Below are 24,169 nucleotides of genomic sequence, written 5' to 3'. Positions count from 1 at the left end.
GTTGTTTTACGTGGTGAGGATCAGCCGAAGTACTTCGGCAGGGTACCTTCGTGTGCTTCGCGCAGGGCGTCCAGCGAGAGCTCGTCCACGCCGTTGATCTCCAGCTTTCCACCGGCAGCGTCAACAACGCCGATCCGGAGGTGGGCGAAGCCGCGGGCGGTGCACATGTCCTTGAACCGGACTTCCTCCGAGCGCGGCACGGACACGATGGCCCGGGCCTGGGACTCGGAGAACAGGGCAGTGAACAGGTCCACGCCGTCACGTTCCATAAGTTCTTCAAGGGCGATGCGGGCGCCGACGCCGTAGCGCAACGAGGACTCAACGAGCGCTGCCGCGAGGCCACCTTCGGAGAGGTCGTGCGCAGCATCAACCATGCCGTCGCGGGAAGCGTTGATCAGGATCTGGCCCAGTTCACGCTCCGCTGCGAGATCGACCTTCGGCGGCAGGCCGCCCAGGTGTCCACGCAGGTTGGACCACTCCGAACCGTCCAGCTCAGCTGCCGTGGTACCCAGCAGGTAGATGGCCTGGCCATCTTCGCGCCAGCCCGACGGCGTACGGCGGGCGACGTCGTCGAGCTTGCCCAGGACTGCCACAACAGGGGAGGGGTGGATCGGCGTGGTGCCGGTCTGGTTGTACAGGGACACGTTGCCGCCGGTGACCGGGATGCCGAGTTCCATGCAGGCGTCCGAGAGGCCACGGATGGCTTCGGCCAGCTGCCACATGACATCCGGGTCTTCAGGGGAACCGAAGTTCAGGCAGTCGCTGACAGCCATGGGAACAGCGCCGGAAGTGGCGACGTTGCGGTAGGCCTCGGCCAGCGCAAGCTGCGCACCCTGGTACGGCTCCAGGTAGGTGTAACGGCCGTTGGCGTCGGTGGCCAGGGCAACGCCCAGGCCGGTTTCCTCGTCAACGCGGACCACGCCGGCGTCGTCCGGGAACGCCATGGCAGTGTTGCCGCCAACGTAGCGGTCGTACTGCTTGGTGATCCAGGACTTGCTGCACATGTTCGGCGATGCCACGAGTTCGGTGACAGCCGCAGCCAGTTCGGTGGGTGCCGACGGGCGGCCTGCATCCTCGACGGAACCGGTGAAGGAGTTGGCCTGCACCGAATCCTGCCACTCCGGGCGGGCGAACGGGCGGTCGTAGACCGGGCCGTCGTGCGCAACGGTGCGGGGATCGACGTCGACGATTACTTCGCCTTCCCAGGTGATGATGAGGCGACCGGTGTCGGTCACTTCACCCAACCAGGAGTACTCCACGGCCCACTTGTCCATGACGGCTTCGAACGCTTCGATGTTCTCCGGGGTTACCACGGCCATCATGCGTTCCTGCGACTCGGACATGAGGATCTCGCCCGGGGTCAGTGTCGGGTCGCGCAGCAGGACGGAGGTCAGTTCAACCTCCATGCCACCGTCACCGTTGGAGGCGAGCTCGGACGTTGCGCAGGAAATGCCTGCCGCGCCGAGGTCCTGGATTCCTTCAACCAGCGAGCCCTTGAAGAGCTCGAGGCAGCACTCGATGAGGACCTTCTCAGCGAAGGGGTCGCCCACCTGGACGGCCGGGCGCTTGGACGGCTTGGTGTCGTCGAAGGACTCGGAGGCGAGCACCGAAGCGCCGCCGATTCCGTCGCCACCGGTGCGTGCACCGAACAGGACAACCTTGTTGCCCTTGCCGGAGGCGTTGGCCAGGCGGATGTCCTCGTGTCGCATGACGCCCACGGCCAGGGCGTTCACCAGCGGGTTGCCCTGGTAAACGGAGTCGAACACCATTTCGCCGCCGATGTTCGGCAGGCCGAGGCAGTTGCCGTAGCCACCGATGCCGGCAACGGCGCCGTGCATGACGCGGGCGGTGTCCGGGTGGTCGATCGCGCCGAAGCGCAACGGGTCCATCACGGCAACCGGGCGGGCACCCATGGAGATAATGTCGCGGACGATGCCGCCGATGCCGGTCGCTGCACCTTGGTAAGGCTCAACGAACGACGGCGAGTTGTGGGACTCGATCTTGAACGTCACGGCCCAGCCGTCGCCCAGGTTGGTGACGCCGGCGTTTTCGCCGATGCCCACCAACATGTCCTTCTTCATTTCCTCGGTGACCTTCTCGCCGAACTGGCGGAGGTGGTTCTTGGAGGACTTGTAGGAGCAGTGCTCGCTCCACATGACGGAGTACATGGCCAGCTCGGCACCGGTAGGGCGGCGGCCAAGGACCTTGACGATCTCGTCGAATTCGTTCCTCTTCAGGCCCAGCTCGGCCCACGGAAGTTCCGTGTCCGGGGTCTTGGCAGCGTGCTCAACGGTGTCGATGTTGAACTTCTTGGTGGTTTCCGTGGTCACTTGTCGCCTCCCACAATCTTGGTCAAAACGGAGGTGAAGAAACCGAGGCCGTCGGTGTCGCGGGGAGCTCCATCTAGCGACTCGGGACCAAAGCCAGCCTCCACTGCGTGCTCGGGGTGCGGCATGAGGCCCACCACGTTGCCGGCGGCGTTGGAAATGCCGGCGATGTCGCGGCGGGAGCCGTTCGGGTTGAAGCCCACGTAGCGGAACACCACGCGGCCTTCAGCCTCAAGGGCATCCAGGGTCTTCTCGTCGGCGATGTACTGGCCGTCCTGGTTCTTCAACGGCACGATGATTTCCTGGCCGTTGGTGTAATCCACGGTCCAGGCAGTGTTGGCGTTTTCCACGCGCAGCGTCTGGTCCCGGCAGATGAACTTCAGGTGGTCGTTCTTGATCATGGAACCGGGCAGCAGGTGCGACTCGGTCAGGATCTGGAAACCGTTGCAGATGCCCAGGACGGGCAGCTTGGCGTCGGAGTTGGCGGCGTCGATGATCTTGGACATCAGAGGCGCAAAACGCGAAATGGCACCTGCGCGGAGGTAGTCGCCGTAGGAGAAACCGCCGGGGATGATGACAGCGTCAACATCGCCCAGTTCGGAGTCAGCGTGCCACAGCGGAACCGCCGTGCCACCTGCAAGACGCACTGCACGGGCGGCGTCGCGGTCGTCCAAGGTTCCGGGGAACGTCACGACGCCGATTTTGGCGCCGGCCAAGCGGGGCTCTGCGGCGACCGCCACAGCCTCGCCAATCAGGGGGATCGAAGTCATATCAGGCCTCGACGACCTCGACGTTGACAACATCCTCGATCACCGGGTTGGACAGGAGGGTCTCGGCAGCTTCACGGGCCTGGGCCAGGATAGCGTCGGTCACCTCGCCGTCGACCGTCAGTTCGAAGCGCTTGCCCTGGCGGACTGCGCTGAAGCTGTTGAAGCCGAGGCGGGGCAGTGCTCCCACGATGGCCTTCCCCTGGGGGTCCAGAATCTCGGGCTTGGGCATGACGTCAACGACGATCCGGGGCATCCGGTAACTCCTGTGCGTGAGTTGGGTGAACCTTAAATAAGGCTGCCGCGGAGATGCCGTCTCACGCCGTTCAGCCGCATTCAAACAGCGTTATGAACACAGGGTTAAACACGGTTGTGAACTGCATTGTTTGAACGGCATGGGGGCGCTCCGCGAGCTTGCACAACCATTCTACCGGGAGCGGCGCACATACCCTATTCAGCGCGATTCTGCGAGGACACCCCGCCGTCACGGCGGAAATAGTGCCGTTTGAAGGCCCGACGGCGGCACTTGGTTGCGCCTGTCGGCGCTGGTCGCGGCGGGCACGCGTCACTAGGATTGCCCCATGGCTGAAAAACCGAAATCGATGGTGCTGGGCGTAGTGGCTGCAGCCGTTTTTGCAGGTTTGGGCCGCATGGTCATCCAGAAGATCAGGGCAGACAAAGCCGCACGGGATCACAGGGTAACTGCTCCCTTGGACGCGGAGACGAGGGCGAAAATCAGCGACGCCCTGCGCCGGCCCCGGTAAGGCGCCTGATTAGCGCACGTACAAATGCGCTATTCAAAGGGGTTAAACGGCGTGGTTCCGGCGTACTTTGGAGATACATGCGGGGGTTCACCCCCCTGGTACACCAGAGACAACCAGGAGGAACAATGACCGAACACATTGCAGAAGTATCCGCCTGTAGCGTTGGCAGCTGCGGATTCAACCACGACGGCTGCACCGCTTTTGGCATCACCATTGGCGGTACCCAGGACCACGCTTCCTGCGCCACGTTCATTGACACCAACGCCATGGGCGGGCTTCCCAAGGTCCTGGCCCACGTGGGTGCCTGCCAGCGATCCGAGTGTGTCCACAACAACAACCTCATGTGCGAGGCACACGATGTCCGCGTGGGTCCGGGCCGCGAAGCCGCGGATTGCCTGACCTACGAGCACGCCTGATATCTACGACGAACGACTTACGCGAAAGCGGCCCGCCCTCTGTCGAGGACGGGCCGCTTTTTCGTGGGCGTGCTACTTCCTGGCCGCCTGGGAGGTGGTGTCCTTGGGGTTGTCCGCGTCCTTCATTTCCTGCTCGGCTGTGGCCTGGATCAAGGCCAGCAGTTCCGGGTCGAGGCCGGGCGCAAACTCTTCCTTGCGTTCGGGGGACATGGTCATGGGGAAGCCGTCGGGCATCTGTTCGGTGCTGAGCTCGGTGCCGTCGTTGGATGGTGACGCCCCGCGGTAGAGCTTGCCCGCTTCGCTGAGGTTGTCAGCGCTGAAGGTGTACTGGATGCTCTGAAGGCCCAAGTCCAGGAGCTTCTTCACTTCCGGGAACTGCTCAGCGTTGGTCTTCGGGATGGGGAGGACCTTGCCTCAGTTCACGCCCAGGCTTTCCAGCGCCTTGGCGTAGGCATTCTCGTGGGCTTGGTCGCGAACGATCAGGTACGCGATGGTGGAGCGCGCCGTCTTGTTTTCCGTCATCTCGTAGATACGGCATTTCTGGAGCCGACCAGTGGATTCGAGCATCAGGTTGTAGAGCAGGTCCAGCACCAGGTTGCCGCTGTTGTAGACATAGGAGCCGCTCCAGGGATTTCCCGCGGCGTCCACGGGCAACGCACCCTGGGCTCCCACCAGATAGTGGTGGATGTTGCTGGTGTCCAGGGCGATGTTGAGGGGCGTCGCGCCACCGGCGCCCGGTTGGTCCACAGGATCGCTCTTCTTGCCTTGGTAGCGGGGTGAGCCATCAAGGAGTTGCGAGATGGTGGTGCCGATGAGCTCCACGTGGCTGATCTCTTCGGTGCCGATGCCTTGGAGGAGGTCCTTGTAGGGCTTCGATGCAGGATCGCCACGGAAGTTCATGCTTTGGAACAGGTATTGCATCATGGTCCGCATTTCGCCGAACTGTCCGCCCAGGCCTTCCTGGAGGGCGTTGGCTGCAGCGGGATCAGGCTCGTCAGCGGCAATTTCGTTGATGAGAAGTTGGGTGTGCAGGTACATTGCGATTCCTCACGGTGTTCTTGCTGCGTCCGCGGGATGGAAACCCACTGCTGGCCACCCCGGAGCCATCACCATAAGCATGCTTACTATTTTTCCGCAAGGGTGGGGGTGGGTGGTCAGGCCTGTTCCGATAAGAAGGACTGGACCACTGCTTGGGCCTCCGCCTGCTCGGGTCCGAGCCAGAACAGGTGGCTGGGCGAGGCCAGCTCAACCAGCCGGGCGCCGGGGATGGTGTCCCTGTAATCCTCCGCGTGGGAGAAGCTGACACCGGCATCATGACGTGAGGCGGTCACCAGGGTAGGACACGTGATGTGCGTTTGAATCAGTCGTCGATAGGCGGCGCGATCGGGCCTGGCTTGTTGCAGGTCGTTGACGAATCCCTTGCCCGAACGCATGGTTTGAAACAGCTCCCGTGCCCGCCGCTTGTCCTCGGCCGACCACGTGTGCCACCACTCGCTGATTGGCTTGTTGGACAATGTGCCGACCATTCTCCGAAGCCCGCCCTCCGAGCCAACCAAGGCCGCCACTGAGGTCCAGGCCAGGCCCTGCGCGGCGGGAGAAAAGGCCAAGGGTCCGACAAGCGATTCCATGCGTGTGTCCGGATAAGCCAGCGTCGACGGAGCGCAGCTGTGCAGGAACAGTCGAGGTGCCAGTCCGGGCAAGGACCGTGCTGTGTGAATGGCCTGCATCCCGCCGAAGGAGACTCCTACCGCACCCGCGGTACGGCTGATTCCCAGGGCGTCACAGCAGTCCGTCACGGCTGGAACGAATTCCTCGGCATGGAGGGAGCCCACTTTTGTCTTTCCGTAGCCCGGTCGTGAGAACGCCAGCACTCCGTGGCCGGCGGAAGTGTAGAGACTGCCGCCGCAGTCGCTTGCCGCCGAGCAGTGGCCTCCGGGAAAAAGAAGCACCGGTGGCTTCTCTCCTGGCTGGTACATGACCTCAACCGGGCCCAGGCGCGTGGAAATGACTCGAGTGTTTCTCACGGCCCCAGCCTACGACGCGGGCGCTCTTGTTGCGTCCAGCCCTAGCCGGCCACTTGGTTGGTCAGCGGCCCGCCTTCCTTGAGTGCTGTGACATTGGCCGTGACCAGCGGGCCGGAGCCCTTGGGGCGGTTGCCCGCGACGTGGGGTGTGATGATCAGGTTCGGTGCGGTCCACAGCTCCGAGTCGGCCGGCAACGGTTCCACCTTGGTCACATCCAGGGCGGCGGCGCGCAGGCGGCCCTCCCGCAAAGCCGCAAGGAGCGCATCTTCGTCCACGGTGGCTCCGCGGCCCACGTTCACGAAGATTGCGCTCGCGGGGAGGCTGGCCAGGACCTCGGTATTGAGGGCATCTGCGGTCTCGGCCGTTGCGGGCAGGATCGAGATCAGGACATCCGTGGACTGCAGGACCTTGTGGAACTCATCTGCTGCCACCACCGGGAAGCCGTAACGCTCGCCTTTGGAACTTGCGACGCCGGTGACCTTCGCACCCAGCGCGGCCAGCAGGGGGGCCAGCCGCCCTGCGATGGAGCCAAACCCCCAAATGGTGACGTTGGCGCCGTCGAGCGTGTAGAGCTGTCCAGTCGCGGGGTTGGACTGCTCAGCGTTGTAGGGCTGGTTCCAGGTGGACTCTTTCTGGGACTCCATCAGCTCGTCCAGCCGGCGCACCGCCGCCAGGACCAAGGCCAGGGCGTGCTCCGCCACCGGGCCATCGTGCAGGGAGCGGCCGGAGGTGATGGCCACGGTGTCGGCGAATCCGGCGGCCAGCACTGAATCCGGGCCCGCTGCGAGCGTCTGGACAAGCTTCAGGGACGGCAGCTCCTTGGCTGCGTCGGCCAGGTTTTCTGCAGTGTTCCGCCACACCACAAGGACCTCGGCATCCCGGTGTTCGGCGGGGACGGGCCGGTCCACCTGGTACACCACCACGTTGTCGTCGAGGTTGGAGAGGTCGAGTTCGATGGTGTCCGGGACGAGGATTTTCACTGCAGCTCCAGGGTCAGGGCGGTTCGGCGGTTTGTTCCTGAGGCTACATCCTTCAGGGCCCTGTTTTCCCGGGGCTCTTCATCCCTGGCAATGTGACGCCCAGCACTCTATGGTTGTAGGACGTTCGACGTAGCACGTAACACGAACGCCTTATTGGAGTCGTTTCGGTAGGACACTGGATTTGAGATCCATATCCCCAACCTCATCGCTCGTACGCATAGCAGCAGTCGGCACCCTCGCCCTGGGGCTCCTGGCCGGGCTCGGCCTTCCCGCCACGGCTGCTCCGATCCCATCTGCAGACCCTGCCGCCGCACCCGGATCGTTTGCCGAGGCCAACCTTGGTGCCGATCGCACAGCTGCCAACTTCTTCTACCGGATCCCTGCGCTGACGTACCTTGGCAACAATGTGGTGCTCGCAGCATGGGATGGGCGTCCAGGCTCGGCCGCGGACGCGCCCAACCCAAACTCGATAGTCCAACGCCGCAGCACCGATGGCGGCCAGACGTGGGGGCCGGTGCAGGTCATCGCGGCCGGCCATGAGGGTGATGCCAGCGCCCCGAAGTACGGCTACAGCGATCCCTCTTACGTTTATGACGCTGAAGCCGGCAAGGTGTTCGCCTTCTTCGTGTACTCCAAGGACCAGGGCTTCGGCGGCAGCCAGTTCGGCAACGACGACGCCGACAGGACCGTCATCTCGTCAGCGGTCATCGAGTCCTCGGACGGCGGCCTCTCGTGGAGCCGGCCGCGGCTGATCACCAGCGTCACCAAGCCGGGAACCAGCAAGACCAGTCCCGTGGCAGGAGATGTGCGTTCGAACTTCGCTTCCTCCGGGGAAGGGATCCAGCTGAAGTACGGCCCGTACAAGGGCCGGCTCATCCAGCAATACGCCGGCGATGTCCGCCAAGCGGACGGCACCAACAAGATCCAGGCCTACAGCGTCTACTCCGATGACCATGGCGCCACCTGGCACAAGGGCGCCAACGTGGGCGATCGGATGGATGAGAACAAAACCGTTGAACTCTCCGACGGCCGTGTCCTGCTGAACTCGCGGGACAATGCCAACCAGGGCTACCGCAAGGTGGCTGTTTCCACGGACGGCGGAGCCACATATGGTCCGGTCACCCAGGACACAGAGCTTCCGGATCCTGCCAACAACGGCTCGATTTCCAGGATGTTCCCGGGTGCTGCGCAAGGCTCGGCCGATGCGAAGAAGCTCATCTTCACCAACGCCAACTCCAAGACCGGCCGGGAAAATGTGTCGGCCCGGGTCTCCTGCGACGACGGCGCCACCTGGCCGGGCTTACGCACCATCCGTCCGGGCTTCTCGGCCTACTCCACGGTGACGCGCCTGGAAGATGGCAAGTTTGGAGTGCTGTACGAGGGCAACTACACGGATAACATGCCGTTCGCCAAGTTCGACGACGCTTGGTTGAACTACGTTTGCGCCCCGCTGCAAGTCCCGGCTGTCACCACCGCTCCCGGAGCAACGCAGCAGGTTCCCGTGACTGTGACGAACCAGGAAGCCACCACGCTCACCGGCGCCACCGCCACCGTCTACACCCCCACCGGCTGGTCTGCCACCACGGTGCCGGTTCCCGACGTCGCTCCCGGCGCCTCGGTGACCGTCAACGTTGCCCTCACGGCGCCGGCGAACGCCAGCGGGCCGCAGAACCTCAATGCGGCATTTACGACGCCGGACGGCCGGGTTTCCCAGTTCACCTTCACCGCTACGGTGCCGGTTGCTCCGCAGGTGGGCCTCACCATTTCAGGAACCGCTCCGGCGCGCGATGTTGTGGCCAACCCATACCAAGCCGGCGAGACCTTGACGTACAACTTCAACGTCAAGAGCACGGCCAACGTCACGGCCAACGCTGTCCCTGTTTCCGGGACGTTCGACTCCGGCTTCCTGCCGCCGTCGGCCCCTAACTGCCGGTACAACAACCTTGCTGCCGGTGCCAGTTACAACTGCACCACCGCCAAGCATGTGATCACGGCGGCCGACATCCAGCGCGGCTACTTCGTGCCGGAGGCAAGCTTCAGCATCACAGCCAGCACGACGCCGTCGCTCACCAAAACCGTGGCGTTTACCGGCGCTGCGGTCGCCTTGCGCGACGGACTCGTGGCGGCCGACATCAGCGGGACGCGTGCCGACGTCGGGCGTGATCTTGCCACCCAGCCGTACGCTGAGGGTGAGCTGGTCCCGTACACCTTCACGGTAAAGAACACGAGCCCTCTGATGGAGAAGGTAGTGCCCACTGCGGGCAACTTCAGCCCGTTCCTTCCGGAGGGTCCGGGCAACTGCCGGTACTCTTCACTGGCGGCCGGGCAGAGCTACCAGTGCACCACCCCGCGCCACACCGTGACGGCAGAAGAGGCTGAGCAGGGCTACTTTGTTGCGGCCAGCACCTGGGAAGTCAGCGCTGCAGGCCAAACCACCCGGGCCATCACGGTGGACGGCGGCGAAGTGGACCTGAGGGTCCGTGAAGCCAAGCTTGACGCGACGGTGTCCGCGGCATGGAGTGACGCGGATGGAGACCGCTTTGCCAGCGTCGGCGATCCCGTGACCTATACCTTTACCGTGGGGAACTCCGGGAACGTTGCGCTTATCGGGTTGGAAGCTCCGGAAGCCGGGATTGCAGAGCCCAGGCTCGCGGCAGGTGACAGCGTGACAGCTACCCGTGAACACGTCCTGACCGCTGCGGACATTTCCGCCGGCAGCCTGGGCGTGGTGGCGTTTGAAGCGACAGCCCGTAACGGTTCCTTGGAAGCTGCGGCAACGGCATCGGGCGATCCTCTGCAATTGAAGGTCCAGCCGGCCCGTCCGGACAGCACGCCCGAAAGGGCAGTTCAGGAACTGGAAGCGCCGCCTTCGGACCTGGGCACTGGACAAGTACCGGACTGGGCAGAAGGTTGTGCTCAAAGGCCTCGAGTACGGAAATTGGTACTACGTCTACCTGAACAAGACAGGCTACCGTCTGGGGTGGATCTTCCCCACGACGGAGAACACCCTGGAGTTCGTCCTTCCTTCCGATGTGAAGAATGGTCGCGACGACGTCGTGGTCCTGGACAAGGACGGCCGGCAGGTTTCGTTCGACCGACTGCAAGTGACGCCCAAGGGCTGATCCCGCGGGATGGCATTGGATGACAATGACCGAGCCCGGCATTGTCATCCAATGCCATCTGGGCAAAACACCGCGCCGTGACAAGACAAAATTCCCGAAATGTGCTGTATGTCATATTCGTCTCTCACTAGATACTCTATGACTCGGCTGGTTGCACGGTTTTGACAAGAACTGTCAAAGGTTCAACCATCTGATAGTTGACAGGCCTTGGCGATGGAGCCTGGGCCTCCTCAGTGAAAGGTGCAACCACTCGTGAAATCACAAGGAAAGAGCTTCGTCAGAAGCGGGGGACTCCGGAAGGCCGCGGCGCTCGCCGTCGGCCTGCCGTTGCTGCTCTCGTCCATGGCGATGCCGGCCCAGGCCGCCCCCGCCCCGGAGGCGCCCGGAAATGTTGCAGGCGTGGCCAAGAAGAACCTTGACCCCGGCTCCTACAAGGACGGCCGTTACATGGTGGTCCTCGCCGAAAAGCCTGCGGCAACCTACGACGGCGGCACGGCGGGTCTTGCGCCGACCAAACCGGAGGAGGGCAAGAAGCTCGACGCCGACAGCGCCGAGGTGAAGGAATACCAGCAGCACCTTCAGCAGAAACAGCAGGAAGTCGCGCAGCAGGAAAACGTCACGATCAAGCGCGAATTCACCACCGCCGTCAACGGCTTCAGTGCCAATCTCACGGCGGACCAGGCCATCAACCTGGCCAAGGATCCCAAAGTCCTGATGGTGGCACCGGATACGCAGTACGCCCCCGATTACTCCACCACCGACTTCCTCAAGCTCAGTGGCCCCAACGGCACGTGGGCAACGCAGTACGGCGGCCAGGAGAACGCCGGCAAGGGCACCGTTGTCGGCGTCATCGACACCGGCTACACGCCGTCCAACCCCTTCTTCGCCGGAGAGCCAGTGGGTCCGTTGGTGGGCAACCCCCAGGTGGGCGTTCCCTACCGCACCGCTGACGGCAAGATCGCCATGCTTAAGGCCGACGGCGACACTTTCGTTGGCGAGTGCCAGCCGGGTACCGGTACGGGCGCCGGCTACGACGGCAGCGCCTGCAACTCCAAGGTCCTCAGCACCCACTACTTCGCCGACGCATTCCTGGAAACTGTTCCGCCGGCAAACCGTGCCCCGGAAGAAGTCATTTCCGCCGTGGACGTTGACAGCCACGGTACCCACACCGCCAGCACTGCTGCCGGAAACGGCAACGTAGACGCCGTTGTGGACGGCCGCAGCTTCGGAACCACCAGCGGCATCGCACCGGCCGCCAAGCTCTCCATCTACAAGGTGTGCTGGGAAGACACCGACCCTGCCACCGGTGGCTGCTACGGTTCAGCATCCGTGGACGCGATCGAGCAGGCCATCCTGGACGGGGTGGACGTGCTGAACTACTCCATCTCCGGCTCCACCACCTCCACTACCGACCCGGTCTCGCTGGCATTCCTGTCCGCCGCGTCCGCCGGTATCTTCGTGGCCACCTCCGCCGGCAACTCCGGCCCCACCGCCAGCACCGTCAACCACGGAGCTCCTTGGTTGACCACGGTGGCTGCTACGTCGTTCTCGCAGGAACTGCAGGGCACCGTTGAATTCTCCGATGGCAGCAAGTTCCGCGGAGCGTCCATCATGAACCGTGAGGTGAGCGGGGCCGGCGTCGTGCTGTCCACCAATGCGGCCAGCGGCACCGGCAACGCCGCGCTGTGTGCTCCCGGATCGCTTGACCCGGCCAAGGTGGCCGGCAAGGTTGTGGTGTGTGACCGCGGAGTCGTGGACCGCACGGCCAAGAGCGCGGAGGTCCTTCGCGGCGGCGGTGTGGGCATGATCCTGGTCAACCTGACCGACTCGTCGCTGGACACGGACAAGCACGCTGTTCCCACCGTCCACGTGAACCCGCCGGCCACGCAGGCCATCAAGGACAAGGTCACGGCCAACCCGGCCATCACCGTGTCCCTGATCAACCGCGACACCACGGGCCTGCCCGCGGAAGCACAGCCGCAGATCGCCGGGTTCTCCTCCCGCGGGCCGCTGCTTGCCACTGACTCGGACCTGCTGAAGCCCGACGTTTCCGCGCCGGGTGTTGCGATCCTCGCTGGCGTTTCGCCGATCGGAACCGGGGGAGACAACTTCGGCTTCCTGTCCGGAACATCCATGGCTTCCCCGCACGTAGCGGGCTTCGGCGCCCTGATCCTGTCCAAGAACCCGCAGTGGTCCCCGGCCACTGTTAAGTCCGCCATGATGACAACCGCTGGTCCGGTCAAACTGGCAAGCGGAGCCGTCAACAAGGATGTCTTCGCCACCGGTGCCGGGCAGGTTGATCCCGCCAAGGTGCTCACCCCGGGCCTGGTGTACGACGCCACCACCGAGGATTACCTGAAGTTCATCCAGGGAACCGGCATGGACCTTGGCATGGAAGGACTCGGCACAACGGCCGCGCGTGACATGAACGTCCCATCCTTCGCGCTGGGCAACCTCGCCGGCAAGATCGAGGTCACCCGAACGCTTACGGCGCTGACCCCGGGCACCTACCGGGCCTCCGTGGACGTCCCCGGCGTCAACGTCAAGGTAACCCCGTCCGTGCTGACCTTCGGCGCTCCCGGTGAAAAGAAGACCTTCAAGGTCCAGTTCGAGAACAAGAATGCCGAACTGGGCAAGTTCGCCATGGGTTCGCTGAGCTGGCAGGGTGCCAACAAGACCGTCACCTCGCCGATCGCCGTCCGTCCGCAGTCCGTCATCGCGGACAAGGCACTGGCTTTCACGGGAACCGGTCCCAATGGCTCGGGCACTATCAACATCACCTCCGGCACCAACCTGCCGGTCGGCGTCACAATTGATGGCCTCTCCAAGGCTGATTCCTCGGCTATCGAACTGGTCCCCGGGCCGTTTGCCGGCGAGACCAACGCGTCCAACTACGTGAAGAAGGTAACCGTGGGTGAGGGCTCTGCTCTGGCCAAGTTCTCGGTGATCTCCTCCAACGACGCTGCGGACTTCGACATGCTGGTCCTCACGCCGACGGGCCAGCAGCTGCCGGCCGCAACGGCGTCCGCGAGCGAAACCTTGTCCGTGCCCAACCCGGCACCGGGCGACTACTACATCTTCGCCAACCTCTACGCCAGCCCCAACAACCAGGCCACCAAGGCCACCGTTGATGCTGCCGTGCTGGGGGCCAACCAGGGCAACGCCACTGTGACGCCGAATCCGATCCGCCTACCGAACGGCAAGACGGGCCAGATCTCGCTGAACTGGAAGAACCTGGAGCCGGGCTCCTACATTGGCCGGCTGACCTTCGCAGGAACCAGCGAGCCGAGCTTCGTCACGGTCCTGGTGAACCCGGGCGGAACCGTAGTGGTCCCGGATGAAGAAGATCCCAAGAAGGACAAGAAGGACAAGAAACCGCGGGGCAAGATCCGCGCTGACGAGCCGGCCCAGAGCAACAACGCCGGCTAATCACCCGCACTAACAACGCGGGGTCACTTATGGCCCGTTCGGGCACCCGTTATGGGCCATAAGTGACCCCGCGTTGCGTTTAAACGGATCCCGTTGAGCCGCCGGTATTGCCCAGGAGTGCTGCCAAGGTCTTCCAGCGCGCAATCTCACAGCCGTCGGTCCTGCTGAAGTGGCTGTGGACCTTGCGGCCGCGGAACCATCCCTTGACTTCGGCGACTTGGGGGCCGCCGTACTGCTGGGTGCAGATCCTGTCCGGGCGGGGCTCCGGGAAGAAGATCTCCTGGCCGAACTGCTCGACGGCGGCAAGCGCCGCGGGCGCGTCCGGCAGGTTCGAGTCGACTGACGCCGGGTCCGGCGAGAGAACGCCGCCGGCGGACCGGAGGTGGAAGACCCGGCTTTCGGCGCCCGGCGACTCTGTCAGCGTGACTGTGAGGTCGACGTCGTACTCGGTGGGGTTCAGGGAAACCATGGTGACCTTTCGCTGGTGGCGTCGGGTGCTCAGGCGGCCTGGCCGCGCAGCTCGTCCAAGAGCGGGCCTACTGCCTGGAGCACGCGGGCCCGCAGTTCCTGGGATTCGGCTGCGAAAGCCCGCTGGTATTCAACGTACTCGGCCTTGCCCTGCGGTGTCTCAATCCTGATGGGCGGGTAGCCCCATTCTTCAAGATCGTAGGGGGAGGCCTGCATATCCATGGCGCGGATCCGCCAGGACAGCTCGAAGCAGTCCATTACCAGCTCGCTGGGAAGTGCGGGCGCCAGTTTGTAGGCCCATTTGTAGAGGTCCATGTTGGCGTGCAGGCACCCCGGCTGTTCCATGGTTCGCTGATTTTCGCGGGAGGGCGTGAGCTCGTTCAGGGGCACGGCGTCCGGGGTGTAGAAGCGGAAGGCATCGAAATGGGAGCAGCGGATGCGGTTCTCTTCCACCACGGTGTCCGTGCCCTGGCCGCCGAGTCGAAGCTTCAGGTACTCGTGGCGCAGCTCGAACTTCTCCTGCCGGTAAACCATGGCCCATTCGTGGAGGCCGAAGCAGCCGAACTGAGCGGGACGTTTTGCAGTGCCGGACAAGATGATCCCCGCGAAACGCACTGCCTCGGCGCGGTCGGCCAGGAAGCCGGCCCGGTCAAAGGTGACCGCCGGCGTGCCTGCAGGCAGCCCGAGCGAGGCGAGTTCGCCGTCGTCGAGGGTTCTGTAGAACTTCCACGTGCTGCGCTCCAGCGCGCGTTCGCCGCTGAGCACCATAGCGTCCCCTGGGTGCCACCGCAGCAACTGTCCGGGTTTCTGGGTGTAGTACGTGAAGAGGAAATCCTCCACGGGGTGCTTCTTACCGGCAGAACGCCGGGCAAGGTAGGGGTCGGAGTACTGCGCGACCCGGGCATGATGAGCGGCCTCCAGCCCAAGCCAGTGCTCTTGGGGGAGGTGGTTCAGCCTAGAAACCGCCATCGGATCCGAGGACGCTCCTGGCAACGTCCCACATGCCGATCTGGCAGCCGTCAGTGCGGTTGAAGGCGGCGGTGACTTCCTTGCCGTCCACCGCGCCGGTCACCGTGGCAGTTGCGGGTCCGCCGTATTGCATGGTGCAGGCCCGGTCGGCCCGTGGGGGAGCGGGGCTGAGCATGGAGGGATTGTTCTTGATGGCGGCGCAGGCTTCAGCGGGCGACGGGTGCTTGCTCTCCGCAGCGGGCGTGCCGCCGATGCAGACCAAGGTGAAGGACTTGGGCGCGGCCTCCGGGGTCTCCATCAGCGTGATGGACAGTTCAGCGTCGCCCCGGCCAGCTGCTGAGGAGGGGCTGCTGGACGGGCCGCCGCTTGACGGCTCGCTTGAAGGGGTGCTGGAGGGCGCGCTTGAAGCGGACGACGACGGCGCCTGGGTTGTGCCGCTCGAGGAACCCGGGGCGGGGGCGCCTGAGCATGCGGCGAGGCCGGCGACAGCAAGCACTGCCAGTAAGGGGCGGACAAATCGCAGGCGCATCGAATCTCCTAAGTTGCCTCCATTTTACGGGGCTCGTCGGCGGTGTGCTGAGTGGCAGCTATCAAGCCCGTCATGGCCTGGTGGAGTTCCGCGACTTCCTCGCGGCTCAACTGCAGGCGCTCACGGATGGTGCCGGGCACTGCCGTTGCCTGTGCGCGAAGGGCCGCTCCCTTGTCGGTGAGTTTGATGGCCAGTGCGCGCTCATTGCCTGGTACGCGCTCCCTGGTGATGAGCTGCGCTTCCTCAAGTCGTTTCAACAGCGGCGAGAGGGTGGCGGGCTCATGGAGGAGGCTGTCGCTGATGTCCTTCAGCGTCCTCGGACTGCGCTCCCACAGGGCCAGCATCACCAGATATTGGGGGTGTGTGAGGCCGAGCTTTTCGAGGACGGGCTTATAGATGCCCACGACACTGCGCGAGGCCACCGTGAGGGCAAAGCACAATTGGCGCTCCAACAGGAGGTCATCGGTTTCCTGGGTGGTTTCGCTGACGGTCGTCATGGCTTCCTCCTGCTTGCTGCACTGACGAGGCTACACCGCGTCGGCCCTGCACCAATTAGTTAGTGCACTAATGATTAGTGTACTATGAAGGTATTGAACCGTCGAACACATAGGAGTCGATCAGCGTGGCAAAGGAATCCTTCACCCGGAAATTCATGCGCGCAACGGGGAAGTTCCGCGTCATTTTCGGGCCGGCGCACAGCAGCTCCCTCGATCACGAAATGACCGAAGCCAACCGGAAGCTGCTCGCCCAGCGCCAGGCTGAGACGCAGCAGTGGGAGACCCTCCACCGTCCCGACGGCAGCACCTACGTGGTTCCCCGCAACCCCGAGGACAAGTCCCTGCGCTAAGCGCCGCAGCGGCCGCCGCCGTTGTCGTCGACGTCGTCGTCGACTTGGCATTTGATGACAATGCCGGGCGCTCGGATTGTCATCAACTGCCATGTCGGCGCGGGCCCGCCCGGAGCCTTTTGCGGCCTCCGGGCGTAAAATTGGGGTCACGGACGGCGCCTGCCCGCCCTGCCGTTTTCTCTCCCGCAAGAAAGGGGGTGGATGAGCATGGGACGCAAGTTGGAAGGCTTCCAGCATGTGACCGAGCGACTGCAGTTCGTCTTCGGGCCCGCAACCCACGGCGACACCGACGCTCCGGTAGTTCACAAGCACGATGATTTCGAGACCGCTTCCGAGGCCGACTTAAAGAACTTCGACATCGAGACCGATTCCGAAGGTCACCACTACGCGGTGCGGAACAACGATCCCGGCGCGACGTCAACTGATTACTCTGTTTAAAATGCAACCCCTGTCGCCGCAATGATCAGTATGCTTATTATATGAATGCGGATTATTGCCGGAACTGAAGGGGGCCGCCACATGAGTATCCACGATGACGCCACGGGAATACCTGCTGGCGGGGACCGCCAAGGCCGTCCGGCGCCACAAGCGTTGGCGCCAAGCACCCGGCCAACCCGCACGGCTGCCCTGTGGGTAGCAGTTGCCGTGGGCCTTGTGGTCTTGGTGATGCTGATCGTCTTCTTCGTACAGAACCAGGACATGATCACGGTCCGGTTCCTCGGTCTTGAGGGAACGCTCGCACTGGGCACCACGCTTTTCATCGCGGCCGTGGGTGGCGGTGTGCTTGTGGCGCTTGCGGGTGGGGCGCGGATACTCCAGCTGCGCATCACGGATCACCGGCGCCGGAAAGCGGTGGGAGGCCCGGGCGTGGCGCCCTAAGTAGTAGTTAACTGCGGGAGGACCGGAGCGTGGCTCCGGTCCTTCCGCAATTTAATCCCGACGGCGGCACTCCCTGACGACGTTCAGTCCGCCGGGGTGGTGGGTCGTCTTAGCCTTCGCAGTCAGTGCAGTAGGCAACGCCATCTTTTTCGCGCGCGATCTGCGAGCGGTGGCGGACCAGGAAACAAGAGTTACAGGTGAACTCGTCGTTTGCCTGCGGGATGACCTGGATGACCAGTTCCTCGGCGACGATTTCGCCACCGGGGCCATTGGCGTCAAGGCCATCGGTTTCGTCCAGTTCCAGCACGACGCTCTTGGCCGTGGGGGCGCTGGCAGATTGAAGAGCCTGGAGGGACTGCTCCTGGTTCTCTTTTACATCGGTACGGAGTTCGTCGTAATCGGCTGCCACTTTTTAATGCCTCTTCGTGTTAGGGGGTTACCGGGTATGCAACGTACAGCATGCCATGAAAATTCCATACCATACCCCAGTTCTACAGCTTGTGGCGAAAACCACGTGGGTGGCGGCCAAAAAAGCCGCCATACCGCGTCATTTCACCCCTGTATTAACGCAGATCAACGTCCGGAAACTGTAATTCGTTCACCGAGGGCGGAAGGACACCCCAACTCATCGAGTACAACTGGGCTAGGGGCCACCCATGAGGCCACAACCGAATGCCCCGTCGCGTGTCCGCACCACGATGAACACCCGGGCTTGAGTGGAAGGTTCCTTTGCAAGGATCTCGCCGCCTCCGGCCGTCCGCCCTTGCGGGGTCAGCGCTGAAACATCCTGCTTGGTAGGGCTGGGGTCTGGGCCGCAGTTATATTCACGGCCGGCAAACTGTACTTTGGACGGAATCTCCTTTGGCGACCAGACCCAGTCCGACGTCTGCTGGTGGACGTTCCACAACCTGACGCCGGCCAGCGTACCTGCAACGGCAGCCCCGGTAACCAGCAATAACAATGTGATTCGCGTCCCCCGGCTCATTGACCAAACGATCCACGACCACGGGGTTCAGGTCAATGAGCGGCGCAACTGTCGGCATCCCACCAGCCATAACGCAGAAGTCCCCGCCTCAAGGCGAGGCAGGGACTTCTGAGGAGAAAACCTCGACGGCGGCAAGGCCGTCACGTGGGTGGCTTAGCGGCCGGTGCCGCCATAGACGGTAGCCTCGGAGTCGCCGTCGAGCTCGAATGCATTGTGGATGGCGCGTACAGCGTCATCCAGGGCATCAGCACTGGTGACTACCGAGATGCGGATTTCCGAGGTGGAGATCATGTCGATGTTGATGCCGGCATCGGAGAGTGCCTTGAAGAACGTGGCCGAAACGCCGGGGTGTGATCGCATGCCGGCGCCGATCAGCGAGAGCTTGCCCACGTGCTCGTTGTATTCGATGCTCTCGAAGCCGATCTGGCCTTCAGCGGCACGCAGGGCTGCCAGGGCGTCGGCACCTTCCACGATGGGCAGCGTGAAGGAAATGTCCGTGCGGCCCGTTCCGTGGGTGGACACGTTCTGGACGATCATGTCGATGTTCGAGTGCGCGTCAGCGATCACCTGGAAGATCGCAGCAGCCTTGCCGGGAATGTCCGGGACGCCAACAACGGTGACCTTGGCTTCGGACCGGTCGTGTGCAACGCCGGAGATGATTGGCTGCTCCAAGGCAACTCCCTCTTGAATCGTGAACTTTTCGTCGGCACCGGGGATGACCCAGGTGCCTTCCTTCTGGCTGAATGAAGAACGGACGTGCAGGGGCACACCAAAGCGGCGGGCGTACTCCACACACCGGAGGTGCAGGATCTTTGCGCCGGAAGCGGCCAGTTCCAGCATTTCCTCGCTGGAGATCCGGTCGATCTTCTGGGCCGAGGTCACAACGCGGGGGTCCGCGGTGTAGATACCGTCAACGTCCGTGTAGATTTCGCAGACGTCCGCTTCAAGGGCTGCAGCCAGGGCGACGGCGGTGGTGTCGGAGCCGCCGCGGCCCAAGGTGGTGATCTCGTTGGTGCTGCGGCTCATGCCCTGGAAACCGGCGACAATGGCGATGTGGCCCTTGTCCAGGGCCGTGCGGATGCGGTGGGGGTCGACGTCGATAATCCGCGCCTTGCCGTGGATGCCGTCAGTAATCATGCCCGCCTGGGAGCCCGTGAAGGACTGCGCGGAAGCGCCGAACTTGTTAATGGCCATGGCAAGAAGGGCCATTGAAATCCGCTCGCCAGCGGACAACAACATATCCATTTCGCGGGCAGGCGCGGAGTCCGTCACCTGACCGGCAAGGTCCAGGAGTTCATCGGTGGTGTCGCCCATCGCGGAAACGACAACCACAACCTCATTGCCGGCCTTCTGCGCATCCACAACGCGCTGTGCGACCCGCTTGATGCCATCAGCATCGGCAACCGAGGAACCGCCGAACTTCTGAACGATCAACTGCTTGGTAATGGCAGCCTCGCCTGCGAGCTCGTCGATCTTCACTTCGGTAGTGGGCATAGTCATGCGCGCACCCTCACTGCATCAATAGGGTTCGAACGCGGCATGCTGAATTCCAAATTGGAGCACGCCTGCGTAGCTTATTTGCCCAGTTTATCGCCGTCGGCAGTGCTGGCAGGAATTGTGACCACATACCGGCCACAGGCTGACCGTCACCACCCGACCGTGCCCGGGCCGCCCTTAAAGGGACCGACGATCCGCTGGGTGATCCAGCCACCATAGAAGTCGCCTTCCTGAAAGGCCACCCGCTCCCCGTCCACTTCGCAGGATCCCATGCGTTCGGGGTAGAGGGCCACCCTGCTTTTCAGCGCCTCGAATCCTTGCGAGGGGTTCGGGTACATCCACGCACCCCGGGCCGCTTCGACCCCGCCGGCCACGACGTTGAAATACTCTGCCACACCTTTGAATTCACAGAAGCTGGTGCCGCCCACAGGTACAAGCACCCCCGCCGGGAAGGCGCTCAGTGGCAAGTAATAGACGGGCGGGTGGCTGGTCTCCAGAACCCGGACAGCGTCAGTGGTATCCGCAATCACGCGATCACCGAGCCGCACCACGACTCGTTCCGGCGTGGGTTCAATCCGGGGTGGCCGCGGGTAGTCCCACACGGACTCCTGACCTGCCGACGGCTTGACCGGGCGGGGGCGCCGAAAAACTCCGGAAATGCCGTGGGAAGGGGCCATGCCTCCATGATGGCATGCCCTGGTGGATCAATCCTGGTGTACAAAGCTTCCGCCCCTAGGGGCCGGGGTTGCAGCGGCGTACGATCCATTCCATGAGGATTGCGAGCGGCAATGGCCGGCGTTCCTGAGCAACCGCGCGGTCCCGGGCCGGGTCGGAACGAGCCCGAATATGAGGTCATCGGTGGCGGCCTGATCGATGATCAGGGAACGGCGGAGCGGATAGCGCACGACGGTCCAACGCTGGCCGGGAATCCGCGTGGAGTTTTCACCACCGCAGCACAGGTGGCCTGGCAGGATGCCCGGACTTCTTTCACGTCCTGGTGGTTCTGGTTGGCCTGCGTCGTCGGAATAGCCGCGGTCTGGGGCGCCGCTGCCGCGCTGGTGGGGTGGGCCGATGCGATGGGCTGGTTCGATCGCCAGGTTACCGGCGCCGTGTTCCTTATCATGGCCGCTTTGTCGGCAATGCTGGCTGCCGTGCTCGGAATGGGATGGGGATTCCGGCACCCTGCTGCCGGGCCTACCTCGCGGACCACCGTTAGCAGTGTCCTTGCGCTCAGCCTCGCAGGATTGCTGAGGGGGCTGGCATTGGCGGCACCCGCGTTCGTTCTTCTGCTCATTGTGGGCTTGAGCAGTGGTGGGCGGATCGCGCTGGCTGGAGTCGCCGTCGTCGTTATTGTTTTGGAAACCGCCATTTTCGGACTTATGGGTGCCGGGGCGAGGGCGTGCTTCGCCGGAGTGGGGCCGGGTGTGGCCTTGTCCGCGGCGCTACTGGCCGTCCTTTGCTTCGGAAACGTGACGGTCACGGCTCTGCTGCTGCCGGGGACCACAGGCACGGATCAGGCATCGGTACCGGTGAATGTGGAACGGGACAGCGCCGGAGAAATCACCGCCTACCAATGTGTGGGAGATCTTCGACCCGTGGAAGTGGCACGCACCGAACGTATCGCCTGGCTGGCAGCATCCAATCCCGCGTTGTTGCTGGGCAGCGTTGGTGCGGGCTTCGTGCCCACGGACAGCGAATTCGGGTGGGTTTTGGCGGGGCTTCAGTGGGCTGCGGACGGTCCTTCGCGTCAGGTTCCGTGCCTGGGTGGAGAATCAAGCGAAGCGCTTCCGCCTACGGTGCCCGTGGCGGTCACTGGGTTCGCCCTGCAAGCTTTGGTGGCCGCGTTGGTGTTGATTCCGGGACGCTGGCTGGCATCCCGGAGACCCGCGGCCGGCCAGATGGAGGCGCGCGCTTCTTGAGGGCTGAGCGGCTCGGGCTACAACAGCGCGTTCCGCCGGCCTTCGAAGGCACGGCCCAGCGTGACCTCATCGGCGTACTCAAGGTCACCGCCGACGGGCAGCCCTGATGCCAGCCGCGTCACCGTGATACCAATCGACTTGAGCATGCGGGCCAGATACGTGGCCGTGGCTTCCCCTTCAAGGTTGGGGTCGGTGGCGATGATGATTTCCTGGATGGCGCCGTCATTGAGCCGCGTGAGGAGCTCACGAATGCGAAGTTGCTCCGGACCGATGCCGGCGATGGGGTTGATGGCCCCACCCAGCACGTGATACCTGCCGCGGAATGAACGGGTCCGCTCTACAGCCAGCACATCCTTGGACTCTTCAACCACGCAGATCACCGAGGGGTCCCGGCGCGGATCACGGCAGATGTTGCACGTTTCCTGCTCGGTCACGTTGAAGCAGACCGAGCAGAACTTCACGCGCTCCTTGACGGTGGTGATGGCCGTGACCAGGCGTTTCATGTCCTCGGGGTCGGCCTCCAGGATATGGAACGCCAGGCGCTGCGCCGATTTCGGGCCCACGCCGGGGAGCCGACCGAGCTCGTCAATCAGCTCCTGAACTGCACCTTCGTACACAATGTCCTCGTTTGTTTGAAATCAATGCTGGAGTCAGCGGGTTTGCAGAGGAGAACCGTCCAGGGCGCGCTCTTCGATCAGCTTTCCGCCCAGAATACGCTCCACCGCAGCCCGCCCAAAGACCCTCGATTCCTCGATGGTCTCGTCCTCCGGGCTTGGAATATCCTCCGGCGCTGCGGTGGGTGCTGCTGGCGTCCGCACCGGCGCCTGGACACGTCCCGCTTGGGCTTCGGGGCTGTTCGTCAACCGCTGGTACAGGCTCTGGCGACCATTGGGATTGCCCGACGGCGCGTCCTCCTCGAGGGTGGCCACGGAACCGCGCGCTTCCTCGGGTTGAGACGCCAAGGAAGGCCAGGTCGGGATGCTGTTGGCGGCGGCCGGGACGCTGGCGGCCACCGGGTCGAGACTTGCCACCGGGACGCTGGCGGCCACCGGGACGCTGGCGGCTTGCGTTTCCGGCCAGCTCGACGCCGGTGCTACGTCCCAGCTGGAGCTTGGGTTCTGTTGGGCGTTGGTTGGGTGACCGTACGTTGCAGTTGCCGTCTCCGGGACCTGCGCTGCGGCGGGCTCGTAATCCGGGGCATCCATGGCGGGTGCCGCGGCTGGCTCCTTGGTGGGAGCCGCCTTGCCCACGTTTGATTCGGTGCCAACCACCCACGTGCCCGGAGCCTGCTCTACCGCGCGGGACCACGGGTCATCGGACGGCGTGGGTGCTGCGGTGGCTGGGGATTGCGGCGCTGCCAGGGACGGCTCGCGCGCAGCGGATCGCTCCGTGCTGGCGGCAGCGGAGGGCTGTACTCCCTGAGGATTGCTACGAGGTCCATCTTGGCGGCCGTAGCTTGCCCGTGGCTCCCAATCGGCCGGAGGCTCTTCATCCAACGGTGGGGCATCCTCGTCCAAAGGCGGACCCCAGTCGTCATCCGGGTAGGAGTAATCGCCCGCCGACTCTGACGGCTCAGGAGTTGCGGGAGTGGGGGTTGCCGGGGCGGGAGTGGGTGTCGCGTGGGCGGGAGTAGCGGTTGCCTGGGCAGGGGCGGGTGTCACTGGCACGGCCGGCGCCGGGTTTGCCGCGGGCGCTCCGGTGGACGCGGCGGTGGGGGGCGCAGGGGTTGCCGGAGTTGGGGCTGCCTGAACTGCGAGACCCCAGGCAGAATCAACCGACGACACAGCTGCCTGCGCCGACTTTGCGGTTACGGAGTCCGTGGGAGTAGCTGTGGCCGGGCCGTTCACTGAGGAGGCAGCCGGGATTTCCCGGCTAGTAGGCGCTTTTGGGTTTGGCTCAGAGCTCGCTGAGCTGTTGCCGCCAGCCACTGCGACTATCTGGCAATCGATGCCGATGGTCTTGTGAATTGCCTGGCGTAGGTTTTCGGAGTGGTCCGCGCGCCCAAAGGCTCCAGCGAGGCCGCCGGTAGTGAACGCGAGGGTGAGCACCTGCCCGTCGAACTGGGCGACCTGGGCGTTGGGCTCCACAAGGGCCCACGTACTGCGCTTGATCTTGGTCAGTGTCTGTAGCACGTCCGGCCAAGCGCGGCGCAGAGCCTCGACATCGCCGCCACCCGCGGGAGCAGGTGCCGGAGTGGGGGCTGGTGCCTGCGCGGGGGAAGGGGCTGCAGCCTGCGCGGCCGCTGGC

Annotated in this window: 21 protein-coding genes and 3 pseudogenes; 8 read left to right on the top strand and 16 right to left on the bottom strand. The window is 64.0% G+C overall.

The window, feature by feature from the left end; all coding sequences use genetic code 11:
* Positions 1 to 20: 20 nt before the first annotated feature.
* From purL to purS, 3 genes are read right to left on the bottom strand one after another with little or no spacing between them, the layout of a single operon-like run.
* Positions 21 to 2,330 (bottom strand): phosphoribosylformylglycinamidine synthase subunit PurL, encoded by a 2,310-nt coding sequence (gene purL / locus PJL15_RS18720; protein WP_281452637.1) that lies wholly within the window; start codon positions 2,328 to 2,330, stop codon positions 21 to 23.
* Positions 2,327 to 3,097 (bottom strand): phosphoribosylformylglycinamidine synthase subunit PurQ, encoded by a 771-nt coding sequence (purQ, locus tag PJL15_RS18715; RefSeq protein WP_281452636.1) that lies wholly within the window; start codon positions 3,095 to 3,097, stop codon positions 2,327 to 2,329. The genes purL and purQ overlap by 4 nt, the downstream gene beginning before the upstream one ends.
* A 1-nt stretch (position 3,098) precedes the next feature.
* The gene (purS, locus tag PJL15_RS18710) at positions 3,099 to 3,350 is read right to left on the bottom strand and encodes a phosphoribosylformylglycinamidine synthase subunit PurS (protein ID WP_011773385.1); all 252 of its coding nucleotides are present in this window, start codon (positions 3,348 to 3,350) and stop codon (positions 3,099 to 3,101) included.
* 325 nt (positions 3,351 to 3,675) lie between these two features.
* On the opposite strand from purS, the gene PJL15_RS18705 reads away from it, so the two are divergent.
* Positions 3,676 to 3,858 carry a hypothetical protein gene (locus tag PJL15_RS18705; RefSeq protein ID WP_281452635.1) on the top strand — a complete coding sequence of 61 codons (183 nt, stop codon included), beginning with the start codon at positions 3,676 to 3,678 and terminating at the stop codon, positions 3,856 to 3,858.
* A gap of 125 nt (positions 3,859 to 3,983) precedes the next feature.
* Complete coding sequence (locus PJL15_RS18700) at positions 3,984 to 4,274, top strand: DUF1540 domain-containing protein (protein WP_211713976.1); 291 nt, start codon at positions 3,984 to 3,986, stop codon at positions 4,272 to 4,274.
* A gap of 72 nt (positions 4,275 to 4,346) precedes the next feature.
* On the opposite strand, the pseudogene PJL15_RS18695 reads toward PJL15_RS18700, so the two are convergent.
* From PJL15_RS18695 to PJL15_RS18685, 3 genes and pseudogenes are all read right to left on the bottom strand, one after another.
* Positions 4,347 to 5,312, bottom strand: a pseudogene (locus PJL15_RS18695) (manganese catalase family protein).
* Positions 5,313 to 5,428: 116 nt separating this feature from the next.
* Complete coding sequence (locus tag PJL15_RS18690; protein ID WP_281452634.1) at positions 5,429 to 6,298, bottom strand: alpha/beta fold hydrolase; 870 nt, start codon at positions 6,296 to 6,298, stop codon at positions 5,429 to 5,431.
* Positions 6,299 to 6,339: 41 nt separating this feature from the next.
* Positions 6,340 to 7,278 carry an NAD(P)-dependent oxidoreductase gene (locus tag PJL15_RS18685; protein WP_281452633.1) on the bottom strand — a complete coding sequence of 313 codons (939 nt, stop codon included), beginning with the start codon at positions 7,276 to 7,278 and terminating at the stop codon, positions 6,340 to 6,342.
* Between the two features lie 181 nt (positions 7,279 to 7,459).
* Between PJL15_RS18685 and PJL15_RS18680 the strand changes: the two are divergent.
* Together PJL15_RS18680 and PJL15_RS18675 are read left to right on the top strand one after the other, a co-directional pair.
* Positions 7,460 to 10,400: pseudogene (locus tag PJL15_RS18680) on the top strand (exo-alpha-sialidase).
* A 252-nt stretch (positions 10,401 to 10,652) separates the two neighbouring features.
* A complete protein-coding gene (locus PJL15_RS18675; RefSeq protein WP_432443841.1) occupies positions 10,653 to 13,829 on the top strand; it encodes a S8 family serine peptidase in 3,177 nt (1,058 codons plus the stop codon).
* 79 nt (positions 13,830 to 13,908) lie between these two features.
* On the opposite strand, the gene PJL15_RS18670 is transcribed toward PJL15_RS18675, so the two are convergent.
* From PJL15_RS18670 to PJL15_RS18655, 4 genes are read right to left on the bottom strand one after another with little or no spacing between them, the layout of a single operon-like run.
* On the bottom strand, positions 13,909 to 14,298 hold the full coding sequence (locus tag PJL15_RS18670) for a serine protease inhibitor (protein WP_281452632.1): 390 nt from the start codon (positions 14,296 to 14,298) through the stop codon (positions 13,909 to 13,911).
* A gap of 29 nt (positions 14,299 to 14,327) precedes the next feature.
* Complete coding sequence (locus PJL15_RS18665) at positions 14,328 to 15,266, bottom strand: 3-methyladenine DNA glycosylase (protein ID WP_281452631.1); 939 nt, start codon at positions 15,264 to 15,266, stop codon at positions 14,328 to 14,330.
* On the bottom strand, positions 15,253 to 15,795 hold the full coding sequence (locus PJL15_RS18660) for an SSI family serine proteinase inhibitor (protein ID WP_281452630.1): 543 nt from the start codon (positions 15,793 to 15,795) through the stop codon (positions 15,253 to 15,255). Before PJL15_RS18660 ends, PJL15_RS18665 begins: the two co-directional genes overlap by 14 nt.
* 8 nt (positions 15,796 to 15,803) lie before the next feature.
* Entirely contained in the window at positions 15,804 to 16,292 is a 489-nt protein-coding gene (locus PJL15_RS18655) for a MarR family winged helix-turn-helix transcriptional regulator (RefSeq protein WP_281452629.1), read from the bottom strand.
* A 125-nt stretch (positions 16,293 to 16,417) separates the two neighbouring features.
* Here PJL15_RS18655 and PJL15_RS18650 point away from each other — a divergent pair, with 125 nt between their 5' ends.
* From PJL15_RS18650 to PJL15_RS18640, 3 genes are all read left to right on the top strand, one after another.
* Positions 16,418 to 16,642 (top strand): hypothetical protein, encoded by a 225-nt coding sequence (locus tag PJL15_RS18650; RefSeq protein ID WP_281452628.1) that lies wholly within the window; start codon positions 16,418 to 16,420, stop codon positions 16,640 to 16,642.
* Positions 16,643 to 16,849: 207 nt separating this feature from the next.
* Positions 16,850 to 17,080, top strand: coding sequence for a hypothetical protein (locus tag PJL15_RS18645; RefSeq protein ID WP_281452627.1), 231 nt, complete (start codon positions 16,850 to 16,852; stop codon positions 17,078 to 17,080).
* A gap of 81 nt (positions 17,081 to 17,161) precedes the next feature.
* Positions 17,162 to 17,521, top strand: coding sequence for a LapA family protein (locus PJL15_RS18640; protein WP_281452626.1), 360 nt, complete (start codon positions 17,162 to 17,164; stop codon positions 17,519 to 17,521).
* A gap of 109 nt (positions 17,522 to 17,630) precedes the next feature.
* Here the strand turns inward: PJL15_RS18640 and PJL15_RS18635 are convergent, their stop codons facing one another.
* From PJL15_RS18635 to PJL15_RS18620, 4 genes are all read right to left on the bottom strand, one after another.
* Complete coding sequence (locus tag PJL15_RS18635; RefSeq protein WP_018778105.1) at positions 17,631 to 17,930, bottom strand: DUF4193 domain-containing protein; 300 nt, start codon at positions 17,928 to 17,930, stop codon at positions 17,631 to 17,633.
* Positions 17,931 to 18,164: 234 nt separating this feature from the next.
* Entirely contained in the window at positions 18,165 to 18,506 is a 342-nt protein-coding gene (locus PJL15_RS18630; protein WP_281452625.1) for a hypothetical protein, read from the bottom strand.
* A gap of 153 nt (positions 18,507 to 18,659) precedes the next feature.
* Positions 18,660 to 20,006 (bottom strand): aspartate kinase, encoded by a 1,347-nt coding sequence (locus PJL15_RS18625; protein WP_281452624.1) that lies wholly within the window; start codon positions 20,004 to 20,006, stop codon positions 18,660 to 18,662.
* Between the two features lie 146 nt (positions 20,007 to 20,152).
* Positions 20,153 to 20,680 carry a DUF427 domain-containing protein gene (locus tag PJL15_RS18620; protein ID WP_281452623.1) on the bottom strand — a complete coding sequence of 176 codons (528 nt, stop codon included), beginning with the start codon at positions 20,678 to 20,680 and terminating at the stop codon, positions 20,153 to 20,155.
* 111 nt (positions 20,681 to 20,791) lie between these two features.
* On the opposite strand from PJL15_RS18620, the gene PJL15_RS18615 reads away from it, so the two are divergent.
* Positions 20,792 to 21,922 (top strand): hypothetical protein, encoded by a 1,131-nt coding sequence (locus PJL15_RS18615; RefSeq protein WP_281452622.1) that lies wholly within the window; start codon positions 20,792 to 20,794, stop codon positions 21,920 to 21,922.
* 17 nt (positions 21,923 to 21,939) lie between these two features.
* Here the strand turns inward: PJL15_RS18615 and recR are convergent, their stop codons facing one another.
* The gene (recR, locus tag PJL15_RS18610; protein ID WP_018778094.1) at positions 21,940 to 22,539 is read right to left on the bottom strand and encodes a recombination mediator RecR; all 600 of its coding nucleotides are present in this window, start codon (positions 22,537 to 22,539) and stop codon (positions 21,940 to 21,942) included.
* Positions 22,540 to 22,572: 33 nt separating this feature from the next.
* A pseudogene (locus PJL15_RS18605) lies at positions 22,573 to 24,169 on the bottom strand (DNA polymerase III subunit gamma and tau); the annotation flags it as partial.

The organism is Paenarthrobacter nitroguajacolicus, assembly GCF_029952445.1.
GTDB lineage: Bacteria > Actinomycetota > Actinomycetes > Actinomycetales > Micrococcaceae > Arthrobacter > Arthrobacter nitroguajacolicus_B.
This window is presented reverse-complemented; position numbering and strand designations above follow the sequence as displayed.

Excerpts from the sequence above, each read along its gene's own strand:
- PJL15_RS18660 (WP_281452630.1), bottom strand. The coding sequence starts at position 15,795 with ATGCGCCTGCGATTTGTCCGCCCCTTACTGGCAGTGCTTGCTGTCGCC.
- PJL15_RS18670 (WP_281452632.1), bottom strand. The coding sequence starts at position 14,298 with ATGGTTTCCCTGAACCCCACCGAGTACGACGTCGACCTCACAGTCACG.
- PJL15_RS18625 (WP_281452624.1), bottom strand. The coding sequence starts at position 20,006 with ATGACTATGCCCACTACCGAAGTGAAGATCGACGAGCTCGCAGGCGAG.
- PJL15_RS18615 (WP_281452622.1), top strand. The coding sequence starts at position 20,792 with ATGGCCGGCGTTCCTGAGCAACCGCGCGGTCCCGGGCCGGGTCGGAAC.
- PJL15_RS18640 (WP_281452626.1), top strand. The coding sequence starts at position 17,162 with ATGAGTATCCACGATGACGCCACGGGAATACCTGCTGGCGGGGACCGC.
- PJL15_RS18705 (WP_281452635.1), top strand. The coding sequence starts at position 3,676 with ATGGCTGAAAAACCGAAATCGATGGTGCTGGGCGTAGTGGCTGCAGCC.
- PJL15_RS18655 (WP_281452629.1), bottom strand. The coding sequence starts at position 16,292 with ATGACGACCGTCAGCGAAACCACCCAGGAAACCGATGACCTCCTGTTG.
- PJL15_RS18630 (WP_281452625.1), bottom strand. The coding sequence starts at position 18,506 with ATGAGCCGGGGGACGCGAATCACATTGTTATTGCTGGTTACCGGGGCT.
- PJL15_RS18700 (WP_211713976.1), top strand. The coding sequence starts at position 3,984 with ATGACCGAACACATTGCAGAAGTATCCGCCTGTAGCGTTGGCAGCTGC.
- PJL15_RS18645 (WP_281452627.1), top strand. The coding sequence starts at position 16,850 with ATGGGACGCAAGTTGGAAGGCTTCCAGCATGTGACCGAGCGACTGCAG.
- PJL15_RS18665 (WP_281452631.1), bottom strand. The coding sequence starts at position 15,266 with ATGGCGGTTTCTAGGCTGAACCACCTCCCCCAAGAGCACTGGCTTGGG.
- PJL15_RS18620 (WP_281452623.1), bottom strand. The coding sequence starts at position 20,680 with ATGGCCCCTTCCCACGGCATTTCCGGAGTTTTTCGGCGCCCCCGCCCG.
- purS (WP_011773385.1), bottom strand. The coding sequence starts at position 3,350 with ATGCCCCGGATCGTCGTTGACGTCATGCCCAAGCCCGAGATTCTGGAC.
- purQ (WP_281452636.1), bottom strand. The coding sequence starts at position 3,097 with ATGACTTCGATCCCCCTGATTGGCGAGGCTGTGGCGGTCGCCGCAGAG.